7 protein-coding genes and 1 CRISPR repeat array (1 of these 8 only partly in view) are annotated in these 12,244 nt (G+C 63.1%); all 7 genes read right to left on the reverse strand.

What is annotated here, in order from left to right; translation table 11 throughout:
* A CRISPR array of direct repeats spans positions 1 to 6,208; the repeat unit is 29 nt; unit sequence CGGTTCATCCCCGCGGTCGCGGGGAACGG; it begins 669 nt to the left of the window's first position.
* Positions 6,209 to 6,321: 113 nt separating this feature from the next.
* The 7 genes from cas2e to casA all read right to left on the reverse strand — a co-directional run bounded on the left by cas2e (position 6,322) and on the right by casA (position 12,203).
* Positions 6,322 to 6,612, reverse strand: coding sequence for a type I-E CRISPR-associated endoribonuclease Cas2e (gene cas2e / locus JLC71_RS07885; protein ID WP_255517426.1), 291 nt, complete (start codon positions 6,610 to 6,612; stop codon positions 6,322 to 6,324).
* Positions 6,593 to 7,504 (reverse strand): type I-E CRISPR-associated endonuclease Cas1e, encoded by a 912-nt coding sequence (gene cas1e, locus JLC71_RS07890; protein ID WP_236251019.1) that lies wholly within the window; start codon positions 7,502 to 7,504, stop codon positions 6,593 to 6,595. Before cas1e ends, cas2e begins: the two co-directional genes overlap by 20 nt.
* Positions 7,504 to 8,169, reverse strand: coding sequence for a type I-E CRISPR-associated protein Cas6/Cse3/CasE (gene cas6e / locus JLC71_RS07895; RefSeq protein ID WP_200918186.1), 666 nt, complete (start codon positions 8,167 to 8,169; stop codon positions 7,504 to 7,506). Before cas6e ends, cas1e begins: the two co-directional genes overlap by 1 nt.
* Positions 8,166 to 8,912, reverse strand: a complete 747-nt coding sequence (gene cas5e / locus JLC71_RS07900) for a type I-E CRISPR-associated protein Cas5/CasD (protein WP_200918187.1) — start codon at positions 8,910 to 8,912, stop codon at positions 8,166 to 8,168. Before cas5e ends, cas6e begins: the two co-directional genes overlap by 4 nt.
* Positions 8,913 to 8,916: 4 nt before the next feature.
* A complete protein-coding gene (cas7e, locus tag JLC71_RS07905) occupies positions 8,917 to 9,951 on the reverse strand; it encodes a type I-E CRISPR-associated protein Cas7/Cse4/CasC (protein WP_200918188.1) in 1,035 nt (344 codons plus the stop codon).
* A 69-nt stretch (positions 9,952 to 10,020) separates the two neighbouring features.
* A complete protein-coding gene (casB, locus tag JLC71_RS07910) occupies positions 10,021 to 10,605 on the reverse strand; it encodes a type I-E CRISPR-associated protein Cse2/CasB (protein ID WP_200918189.1) in 585 nt (194 codons plus the stop codon).
* Positions 10,602 to 12,203: a type I-E CRISPR-associated protein Cse1/CasA gene (gene casA / locus JLC71_RS07915; RefSeq protein WP_200918190.1), complete on the reverse strand. Its 1,602-nt coding sequence runs from the start codon at positions 12,201 to 12,203 to the stop codon at positions 10,602 to 10,604. The genes casB and casA overlap by 4 nt, the downstream gene beginning before the upstream one ends.
* Between the last annotated feature and the right edge of the window lie 41 nt (positions 12,204 to 12,244).

The raw sequence follows: 12,244 nt of genomic DNA on the forward strand, positions 1-12,244 counted from the left end.
ACCGGTTCATCCCCGCAGTCGCGGGGAACGGGCTTCAACACCGCACTGCAGCGGATCGAACACCGGTTCATCCCCGCGGTCGCGGGGAACGGTTGTAGACGGCCTTGTTGGTACCATTGAACGGCGGTTCATCCCCGCGGTCGCGGGGAACGGCGCCAAACCCCAGCAGCAGCAAGCCGATACGGCGGTTCATCCCCGCGGTCGCGGGGAACGGCAGGTGTGGCAGCAGCTCGAGCGTGCGCCGCGCGGTTCATCCCCGCGGTCGCGGGGAACGGCAGTACTCGCCCGGCCACGCGTGGCTCCAGGACGGTTCATCCCCGCGGTCGCGGGGAACGGGCAGTACTCGCCCGGCTTCGCGTGGCTCCAGTACGGTTCATCCCCGCGGTCGCGGGGAACGGAGAACGCCTCGACGGCGTCTTCGTCCTGCTGACGGTTCATCCCCGCGGTCGCGGGGAACGGCAAAGGACTCGGCGCCGTCGATGATCGGGCGTGCGGTTCATCCCCGCGGTCGCGGGGAACGGTACGGCCAGCACGAGCATTCGCTCAACGATCTGCGGTTCATCCCCGCGGTCGCGGGGAACGGCGCCGTTGCCGTCGTCGACCAGCCGGTAGCGGCGGTTCATCCCCGCGGTCGCGGGGAACGGTTGACCGACAGTGAGGGTGACGATTTCAGGGTTCGGTTCATCCCCGCGGTCGCGGGGAACGGCGAGTGATTTCGGTGATCCGCCTGGCGATGGTCGGTTCATCCCCGCGGTCGCGGGGAACGGGCGTTGAGCTCGGCAAACGTGCCCTTGAGCGTCGGTTCATCCCCGCGGTCGCGGGGAACGGGGTCTTGGCGGTATTCAACAGCGACTCGAATGCGGTTCATCCCCGCGGTCGCGGGGAACGGTGTTTCGCGATAGACCGCCTGAAGCTGGGTGACGGTTCATCCCCGCGGTCGCGGGGAACGGGGGACGGCGGTGATGGCACGCCTCATCGGCGCCGGTTCATCCCCGCGGTCGCGGGGAACGGGGCACCGCGGGCGGTCTTGATGGCCAACTGACCGGTTCATCCCCGCGGTCGCGGGGAACGGTTCATCCGCTCGCGCGGCGTATCGGCTAGTGTCGGTTCATCCCCGCGGTCGCGGGGAACGGATCCGTTCGTAGGCCGACAGCCCGAGAAAATCCGGTTCATCCCCGCGGTCGCGGGGAACGGCCAGTACCAGCCGCTTTGGGTCAGATCCGCAGCGGTTCATCCCCGCGGTCGCGGGGAACGGTTCGCTGCGCTGTATGGCGAGCGGTGGCGAGCCGGTTCATCCCCGCGGTCGCGGGGAACGGGCATCCTCGGATTTGCGCTTGGCATCGGTGATCGGTTCATCCCCGCGGTCGCGGGGAACGGTGCAGACCGATATGGCAAGGACCAAGTAAATGGCGGTTCATCCCCGCGGTCGCGGGGAACGGGTGCGCGCCTCTTCGTCATCCATTCCGGCCGACGGTTCATCCCCGCGGTCGCGGGGAACGGGCGGTCAGCCAGGTTTCCGCGTCCAGCAGCGCCGGTTCATCCCCGCGGTCGCGGGGAACGGTCTCAATGCCGGCGAATGCGGCGTAACAAGAGCGGTTCATCCCCGCGGTCGCGGGGAACGGCCGATGGCCGCATGACCAAGGACAAAACGTGACGGTTCATCCCCGCGGTCGCGGGGAACGGAATACCTGGTCGACCGATGGGCCGTACAGGTGCGGTTCATCCCCGCGGTCGCGGGGAACGGATCACGTCCGGGCGAACCTGCGCCGCCCAGCGCGGTTCATCCCCGCGGTCGCGGGGAACGGTTGACGACACCGCGACTCAGCCCTGGGAAAGCCGGTTCATCCCCGCGGTCGCGGGGAACGGCGCAGCTGCGGCGTGATGTGCGGGTTCAACCGCGGTTCATCCCCGCGGTCGCGGGGAACGGGAACTCCGTCGGTGACTGAAATTCATTGATCTGCGGTTCATCCCCGCGGTCGCGGGGAACGGTCCAAAGCGGAATCGCGGAAGTTCGCCGACAACGGTTCATCCCCGCGGTCGCGGGGAACGGGGCAAGTTGCGACGCGGGTTTTAGCTGCGACACGGTTCATCCCCGCGGTCGCGGGGAACGGCGAAGTAATAAGCGACGCGCAATACGTCGAACCGGTTCATCCCCGCGGTCGCGGGGAACGGGCCCCGCAAGAAGGAACCGACGTAACGCTGTACCGGTTCATCCCCGCGGTCGCGGGGAACGGTACGGCGCGGTATCAAGCGTCAATGTGGGTTCACGGTTCATCCCCGCGGTCGCGGGGAACGGCGCGATTTCGTCAAAGAAGACAGGCCGCGCATCGGTTCATCCCCGCGGTCGCGGGGAACGGCGCAAGTTGGAATCGAAGAAGTTGCAAAAAGTCGGTTCATCCCCGCGGTCGCGGGGAACGGAGTACCGGAACGCTGCGGCACGGTGCCCGGCGCGGTTCATCCCCGCGGTCGCGGGGAACGGTCGCAGTTCGGCTCCATCCCGAATAACTACGTCGGTTCATCCCCGCGGTCGCGGGGAACGGAGGCTGCTGCCGCCGATGCGCGCGCTGGGTACCGGTTCATCCCCGCGGTCGCGGGGAACGGTATCGTCTGATCAGGTCGGCGACGGTCAGCCCCGGTTCATCCCCGCGGTCGCGGGGAACGGGAATTGAAACGCAGACTGCTGGATACCTTCTCCCGGTTCATCCCCGCGGTCGCGGGGAACGGTGCAGGATCTGGTACCGACCGGCCCCGGTGGACGGTTCATCCCCGCGGTCGCGGGGAACGGGACCAAGACCTATCGGAGACCAGCATGAACACCCGGTTCATCCCCGCGGTCGCGGGGAACGGACAGCCCGAACGCGCTGGCGTTCGAGCTCAACCGGTTCATCCCCGCGGTCGCGGGGAACGGTGGTCGCGGCCAGCGCATTACCTGAAATGCGACGGTTCATCCCCGCGGTCGCGGGGAACGGGTCAACACGTTCGCCATACTTGCCCCATTCGCCGGTTCATCCCCGCGGTCGCGGGGAACGGATTTGCACCTCCACCACCGGCAGCGCCGGCGCCGGTTCATCCCCGCGGTCGCGGGGAACGGGCACCACCGCCGGGCGCGGCCGGCGCGTGCGGTCGGTTCATCCCCGCGGTCGCGGGGAACGGCCCTCATAGGCGCGGAAGCGGAAGGGGCTGGCCGGTTCATCCCCGCGGTCGCGGGGAACGGTTGATTGGGCGTGCGTTCGCGGTACCTGCCTGCGGTTCATCCCCGCGGTCGCGGGGAACGGCTCCTCGAGGCGCAAGCGCAACGCCTCAACGGCGGTTCATCCCCGCGGTCGCGGGGAACGGCGACGTCGAGGCCAGCAATGCCCGGATCGACGCGGTTCATCCCCGCGGTCGCGGGGAACGGGAGACCAGCCCGGCGCAGACCCGCGCCGAAGCCGGTTCATCCCCGCGGTCGCGGGGAACGGGGTGCGCTCTTCGGCAAGGCCGACCGGGTCGCCGGTTCATCCCCGCGGTCGCGGGGAACGGCAGGTGTGGCAGCAGCTCGAACGTGCGCCGCGCGGTTCATCCCCGCGGTCGCGGGGAACGGTGTCGCTTCTGGTGTGCATTGCACGTTGATAACGGTTCATCCCCGCGGTCGCGGGGAACGGAACTTTGCTGGCGCTAACTTTGCTGGCGCTAACCGGTTCATCCCCGCGGTCGCGGGGAACGGTAACCGAAGCTGACCCGTACGCGTTCATTGACCGGTTCATCCCCGCGGTCGCGGGGAACGGGGCCAGTACGCAACGGCGATCCAGCTCACCGACGGTTCATCCCCGCGGTCGCGGGGAACGGAGCGCGGATTCGAGTAAACCGTATGCCTCAGCCGGTTCATCCCCGCGGTCGCGGGGAACGGGTGTCCTGTTTTCGGAATAGCAAACGATTTTCCGGTTCATCCCCGCGGTCGCGGGGAACGGGAAAACGGCATTCGTTACCAGTATGATCCTAACGGTTCATCCCCGCGGTCGCGGGGAACGGATTGACGGTTTGCGCAATAAATTGAATGAAGTGCGGTTCATCCCCGCGGTCGCGGGGAACGGTGGGGCCGATCAGAACGTACTAGGTTAGTTGCCGGTTCATCCCCGCGGTCGCGGGGAACGGCAAAGCCAACAGCGGAAGCTGCATGCCTCCCGCGGTTCATCCCCGCGGTCGCGGGGAACGGTTCAGGACACCTCAGCAGGTCGCGTGCGGTTTCGGTTCATCCCCGCGGTCGCGGGGAACGGTCATCAAACATCATGGCGGCGGCTTCCCATGACGGTTCATCCCCGCGGTCGCGGGGAACGGAGTCTCCCACTCTTCAAACTGCGGGAATCTAGCGGTTCATCCCCGCGGTCGCGGGGAACGGGATGCGGCCCTTCTAACAGCCCTATCCGGTGACGGTTCATCCCCGCGGTCGCGGGGAACGGCGCGACGCATCGGCAACGACGGTGTCGCGGATCGGTTCATCCCCGCGGTCGCGGGGAACGGGCCCCAGGCAGCGACGCCCAGCGCGAGCGGCACGGTTCATCCCCGCGGTCGCGGGGAACGGGTTGTAATCCGGTTTGTCGAGCCACTCGATAGCGGTTCATCCCCGCGGTCGCGGGGAACGGGCCATAGCAAAGGATGTGAGCATCTTCGTATCCGGTTCATCCCCGCGGTCGCGGGGAACGGATCCGAAAGAACTGCATATGCTCATGCGAAATCGGTTCATCCCCGCGGTCGCGGGGAACGGTGGCAAAGCCTGATGCAAAAGCCGATATTGATCGGTTCATCCCCGCGGTCGCGGGGAACGGTGGTCGCGGCCAGCGCATTACCTGAAATGCGACGGTTCATCCCCGCGGTCGCGGGGAACGGTGCTGCACGCCACGCGCAGTGAGCGTCAGCACCGGTTCATCCCCGCGGTCGCGGGGAACGGCTCACACATATCGGATGGTTGATATCAGTCAACGGTTCATCCCCGCGGTCGCGGGGAACGGTCTGCAAATGCCCTTTGCAGCGGCTATGCAAACCGGTTCATCCCCGCGGTCGCGGGGAACGGCTCGTCGCTGTTCATGTACAAATACTTGTTCACGGTTCATCCCCGCGGTCGCGGGGAACGGGTTATTGGTCTTCACAATGGTAAAGCCTGCAACGGTTCATCCCCGCGGTCGCGGGGAACGGGACTGCACATCGTCAGCGGACAGCACGCTGCCCGGTTCATCCCCGCGGTCGCGGGGAACGGCGACAGCCAGGCACCGACATGGGCGAGCAAGCCGGTTCATCCCCGCGGTCGCGGGGAACGGGACAATTTCGACCGATTTGTTCAAGTCGATTTCGGTTCATCCCCGCGGTCGCGGGGAACGGGATTTGCTTGTCGCCAAGGCGCACGACCTTTTCGGTTCATCCCCGCGGTCGCGGGGAACGGTGACCACCGCAGCCCTCGCAGAGCAGGTAGACCGGTTCATCCCCGCGGTCGCGGGGAACGGGCATTTGCATCGTCGGCAGGTGGTGCTTTTGTCGGTTCATCCCCGCGGTCGCGGGGAACGGGGCCAGCGTCTTGGGCGTGCCGCTGGTCGAGTCCGGTTCATCCCCGCGGTCGCGGGGAACGGGCAATGTCGCCATGACGAATATCGTCAAGCGCCGGTTCATCCCCGCGGTCGCGGGGAACGGGGCGTGCAGGCTCTCGAGCGAGAGCAGGCTGACGGTTCATCCCCGCGGTCGCGGGGAACGGTTGTACACGGCCTTATTGGTGCCGCTGTAGACCGGTTCATCCCCGCGGTCGCGGGGAACGGACTGGGCGGGGCTTGTTGACTTAGCGGCGGCTAAGGTTCATCCCCGCGGTCGCGGGGAACGGTCGATACCACCGAACGCCGGCAGGCTATTGGTCGGTTCATCCCCGCGGTCGCGGGGAACGGTCCTACCACAGCATTGGCCCCGCAGAGGAACGCGGTTCATCCCCGCGGTCGCGGGGAACGGAGGTTGATCTGTCCAATCAGCTCCGCAACAGCCGGTTCATCCCCGCGGTCGCGGGGAACGGGGGTTGCCGGTCGGCCAGGCGGTCAGCGCGAGCGGTTCATCCCCGCGGTCGCGGGGAACGGCCAAATTCGGCGTTGATGGTATCGGCCTGCGACGGTTCATCCCCGCGGTCGCGGGGAACGGGCGTGCGAATTGTCCGATGCGCTGCGCTACGACGGTTCATCCCCGCGGTCGCGGGGAACGGACTAAAAATAACTCTTTGAACCATATAGGCTATTTCACACCCAGAAATTCTACCAAACTTTCAGGATGCCTTACAGCTTCTTCTTTTGTTAAAGAACGCCACCATCAGCACGACTACTTCGCCACCTCCAGCGGCAAGAACGACACCAGTTTGGCACCGTCGAGTTCCAGTGGAATACGCCGGTTGGTACCCAAGGTGATGAAATCGAAGCCCGCCTCATTGCTGGTTCGCCAAGCCATCACGGCGTTGCCTTCTTCGATCCCCGCCTCAACTTGGCTCCAGATGTGTTCACGAACCTTTTTCGAGTAATTACCGACATAAACACCGGCGCGGATTTCCAACAACCACACCGCTAGCCGCCCACGCAGTCGTGGTGGCGCGCTTTCAAGCACGATGACCAACATCGCCAATGCCCTCCGCATTCGGGATCGCCGGCAGAACCGCTTCTTCGGCCGGCTCTGGGCGCGCCAGGCCACCAGCGGCGAGGATGACTTCAATATCAGGGATGATGCGTTCCAGCAATTTGGTCTGCCGGAAAATATCGCGACACCGCAGGCGTACTTCGCGCTCGGGCTGCGCTACCGGTCTGGCGGCGACGCTGAATGCCGCCGGCACCACGGTTTCAAACTTGTAGATGTCGGCGATGTCGTAAACGAAGCTCAACGGTTTGCCGGTATGGATGAAGCCGATCGCTGGCGCATAGCCGGCGGCCAGCACCGCGGCTTCGGTCACGCCATACAGGCAGGCGGTCGCGGCAGACAGACAGCGGTTGGGGATGTCGGCAGCGTCCCAGTCCTGCTGATCGTAGTTACGTGCTTGCCACTTCACACCGTATTGCTGCGCCAACAGCTTGTAGGTCGCACGGACCCGCGCACCTTCGATGCCGCGCAATTGTTCAACGCTGCGACGCTGTGGCGGCTCCTCTTGAAAGCGCAACCGGTACATTTCGCGCACCACCTTGAGCCGTGCCTCATCATCCAGCGCCAGGCTGGCCTGGTAGAGCAAGCGATCCGAGCGCGCACCACCGGGTTGGCCGGCCGAGTACAAGCGCACACCCGCTTCGCCAACCCACACCAGCAAGGTGCCGACCCGCGCCGCCAGCGCGCAGGCGGCATGTGAGACGCGCACGCCCGGTTCGAGCATCAGGCAAGCGACACCACCGACCGGAATATGCGTGCGCACGCCGGTGGCATCGACGGCAACAAACGCACCGTCGAGCACATCAAGCTGACAACGCTCGATGAACAGCACCGACAAACGCTCCTTGATCGAAATGGGCTTGAGCGGCGGCAGCATCAGGCGATCCGCTTGACCAGCAGCAAGCCGCAGCCAAAGGCCTTGGCATGGCCGACTCCGTGCAGCATCGCCTGCTGCAGTTTGCCGGCATCAATCACGCGCGCCATCCCTTGATAATCGACCGACGAAAAGCGGATGTTCCTCCCCTTACTGCCCAGACGATGCTGGGTGTAACTGCTGGCCAGCACTGACGCCGCCTCGATCTCCAGCCCCCAGCTAGCGGCGCGCGAGACCAGCCACTTTGCCGCCGCAGCATCCATCGCCGCTTGCGCGAGCGCGGCGTTCTGGGCGCCCTGCTTGGCGTGCATCAGCACATCATGGCGCTGGCTGCGCTTCGTGCCTTCCTTGTGGATCGCCACCGTCGGGTTGGCGCGCAAATCGAAACGCAACCACTCGCCCTCGACCAAGCGAGGATTGAAGGGTTTAGCGTCGACAGCCAGGCATCCCGGCAACGCTTGCGGCTCGCGCTGCGACACCACGTAATACACGATCTGACCATCGTCGCTACGCTCTGCGCGAAAAGCAAAATCACGCGGCGACGCATCGCCCGGGAATAACTGCCAAACCAGCGCATGATCGCGATACGCATCCCCCGCCTGTGCTGCGCTTAACTGTTGTCGATCCAACCCGCGTGGATTGACCCGAACTCGGGAAAAATAGCTCATAGCCCCTCCTCGGCCAGATGGACCAGTTCATTGCGCGGCGCAAACTGCCAGCGCCGCCGCGAGATCGGTTGATCGTGGCGCACTTGCGTCATGGTCACCGGCATGCCGGCCTCCATGCCTTGATCCCAAAAATAACGCGCGGCACGATCTATTTTCAGCCGCCGTGACGCCCTAGCCCCTTCGATACCGGGCAGCAACAGCGCAGCATCGACGCCATCCAGCGCGGCTTTCAGATCAGGCGAGGCCACCACGGTAGCCGCAAGCGGCGCAGCCAGCGGACATGATTTTCGGCCAAGATAGAGCGGAAAATGCGGTCGATCCAGCGCACCGGCCAACTCAGCCAGGCCATGCGGTGCATCGGGCAAGGCCTCGACCGCGATGATGGCGAGACTATCGACCCGATATTCACGCGCCGATAACAGCGGCGCCCTCAATTTAGCGGGATCGGCCAGCTCTTGGCGGCGAGTGCGGTACGTCACCTTTTTCTGCCGCCCCGGCGCTTGCACCGTGTGGTAATCACGCAGTGGCATGCCCGTTGCCGCCAGCTTCACACCAAAGCGATAAGCAGTCGCCAACGCGGCCTGCGCGGCATCGTCATCGCGGCGTATGCCCAGCGCCGCGGCTAACAAGCCAATCAGCGCCGAGCGCGAGGGCTGCGCGGCCGAATGCCGCGACTCGCCCACCGCGATTTCTCCCCAACTGGCCATCGGCCCGTAGAGGCGAAACACCAGATAGTCGCTCATCGCCTCACTCCGCCGCGACGAAATCAATCAGCTCGGCAACGCTACCCTTGCCAGCAAACACATCGACGTCGTAGCTCGCGTCGGCGCAGGCGCCATAGACCTTGTCCATATTTGTACGCACCGTTTCCAGCTCGGCCACGGCACTGCGGCCATAGTCGTTGCCCGACACCGGCTTCAAGAAGGCCAGCGACAGCGAGCGTGGCTGGCGGCTGCCTTTTTCGGCCAAGGCGTAATGCGCATAAGCGCGGCTGGCAAAGCTGTTTTGCTTGCCCGACGGGCCGACGGTCAGCGCGGCTTCGACCAGCGCTTTGAGCGCCTTTGCGGTCAAGGCCTTGTCGCCACCCAAGTTGCGTTCCAACTGATCGCGATCAATGCACACGTACTGATAGAACACCGCAGCGGCAAAACCAGACTCACCGATGTGCGCGGCACCGGCATCGTCCTGATTTAGATCATCAACAGCGGTGAAATAGTCATCCTCGATCACCGACGCATGCACGCCGAGGGCGTGCGCCACCTGCACCGCGGCCTCGCCGTTGAACTCGGTCTTGGCCGCCAACATCCGGCCAAACATGGCGATATCGACCGCGTGCTGGGTATGCAGCAAAGCATCGAGCTCTGCCTTGCTCGGCTCGCGTTTTTCAGCGGCCAGCGTCGCCACCAGCGCGTCCAGGGTTGCGCGCTCTTCCGGCGCCACGTGCACCAGTTGCTCGATTTCCAGCGGATTGTCTTTCTTCACTGCGCCGTAAACGCCGGCGACTTTCGATGCCCAATCCTTGGCATTTTTATCCGATACACCGGCCGCAAGCAGCGCGTCGAACACATCGCGCCCCAGCCGCTTGGTACGCGTGCCGATGGTGCCGGCCAGTTGCTGCTGAAACACTTCGGATATGCGCCATGCACGCTTCAAACTCTGCGACGACACGCGCAGCCGCTCGGCACCACCCATACGGGCAGTTTTGGGCCGGCCCAGATCATCACGGTTCAGGTTGGCCGGCGGGTAGGAAATCAGCAGGTGCAACTGGATATAGCGGGTCATTGTTTTGCCTTGTTTTCAGTCAGTCGATTTAAGCGGGTTGATTCGGATGGGTTGAGCCGGCGGCGCGATTTACTTCAGCGCCGCGCCGTAATAATCGGTCGCCCAGCGCACTTTCAAGCGTTTGGCCGGCGCCTGCTCATGGCCATCGCGGTATTCCCATATCCACGCGAGCAGGTCGTCGGCCAGCGCCACCACATCGACCGCCGCGTCAGCCAACTTCACCGCCCCGATCGCCTGACGGTAGAAATCGGCCTCGTTGTCGCAGGTCTGCAAGCGCTGAAAACGCAGCTCGCTCATCAACGGCTGGCCGCTCTCGCCCTTTGCCCCCAGGAAGGCGGCGAAGCTGGCGCCGGTTTTGATGTCGGTTTTCACATGCGCCAGCACGCCGGCCACCAGCGCCAATGCCGATGGATCTTCTGCAAGCAGCGGAAAACGGTGGTCCGGATCTGGCTTGCCGAGCAGTTGATACAGCCGCTGAAACGCCGATTGCAGCAACACCTCGCCGGACTCGGCGCAGCGGCGCAGCAAGGCGCGATCGGCGCGGGTAAACATCGCAAACGGCCCGCCTTTGGGAGCGTCTTCCTGCGGTTGCAGGCTGGTCCACCACTGCCGGATCAGCTCGGCCTGATAGTCATCAAGATACTGCCGTTTCATGCGCCCTCCTTCTGTAAGGCTTCGACGTCTTTGACGATCTGCCACATCGATTTCATCGGCTTGGCGGCGTTGAGCCACTTGCCAAGTTCAGTACGCGCCTGCACCACGCGTTTCATGTCCATGTCCTCAATCGGGGCACTCAAAACCCAGTCGTCGAACAAGGCGATGGTTTTGCCGCGCAGCTTGATCAGCCAAGCGCGGTAAATCGCTGCGACAGTGTTCTCGTCGAGCGCCTCGGCATTCGCCATGGTTTGCAAGGATTGGTAGAACAAGGCTTCGGTGCCCTGCCAAAAACTCTGCGGCACCGCCGGTTCGTTGCCGACGTCGGCCGGACGACTAAAACGGGCGGCTTTGACGTATTTGCCAAGTAATCTGGCGGACTCGCTGGCGACTTCTAGTAAAAGCCGAGTCGAACTATCCATTTTCTTTTTTATTTTTTCGGAATCGTGCACATAAAGTGGGAGCACGGTGTCATACCAGCAAAGTGCTTTTGCTTGACCAGGCTGCATGTCATATCCAAAACACCATACGACGACAGCTCTCTCTTTCGCAGGGAAATAGCGGAATTTTCGGCTATTAAAATCAGCGATCACCTGAGCCACACAAACCCCAGCATCTTCATCTCCGAGCGTAAAGCTAGCCCAATTTTTATATCCGCCATACGCACGTCCACCCTTAAACGACAGCACCTCCCTAGTTTTTGAATCGAGAACATAAGGGGAGAGTGGATGAGTCCACGGCCCCTTATAATCAGCCCCTCCACTCAAAAATCGATATTTTTCAATTAATTCATTCGAGTGAGCACTACATATTTCACACTCACCAGCACGTCTGTTTTTTAACTCCGCACTAACTCGTCGCGGGGTTCCCCAATATGGAAGTAATTTATTCTCTGGTGACGGCACAATGGGAATGCCCGCTTTACCCCCAACAATCGTGCTGCACAGCCAAGGAAAATTTAAAGATTCTTTGAAAACTACTGAATCACAGTCACTATCAAGAAAATGGTTACTCGGTAATACATTGAGCCACAGCTTTTCCCAAAGTGTCGCATCCTGCTTCGCGGGAAGAATAAGCGTAGTAAGTGGCCCGCCGCCCCTCACGGACGTTTGATACCCTCTGCCGCCAGCAGGTGCATTTATTTGCAATGTAAAAATCGCAGTTGCAAAGCACGCCGGACACATGCCATCCCAAGCCCGCAGTTTATTGAAATAAATATTTGACTCAGATCCAAGATCAATAAGCAATGAATCAGTAGAGTTTATATTTTTCTCAGGAAGCACCTCATAATCTTGCATAAACGCCGGGCCATCGCCATCAAGCTCAAACGCCGCAGCGAACGGAGAAAATGCCTTGGCCAACTCATCACGCGATGGCGGCGTCTTCCAGCGCGCAAACCATTCGTCGTGGTCTTTGGGCGCGTAGGCGGTTTGCAGCAGACCAATCAAGAACTGGTATAGCGCACCGCGAAAGTCGGCGCGCGGCGCAGTGACACCCACGAATTGATCACTAGAAACGTCGCACACAGCCGCAGATACCGGGCCTGCTTCAGCCCTATCCAACATCAGCCACAAATTGCCCTGATCAAGAAGATTCATACCTATCCTTCGTATGTCATTTCCTTCCCCGCGATCGCGGG

Source organism: Jeongeupia sp. HS-3 (assembly GCF_015140455.1).
Lineage (GTDB): Bacteria > Pseudomonadota > Gammaproteobacteria > Burkholderiales > Chitinibacteraceae > Jeongeupia.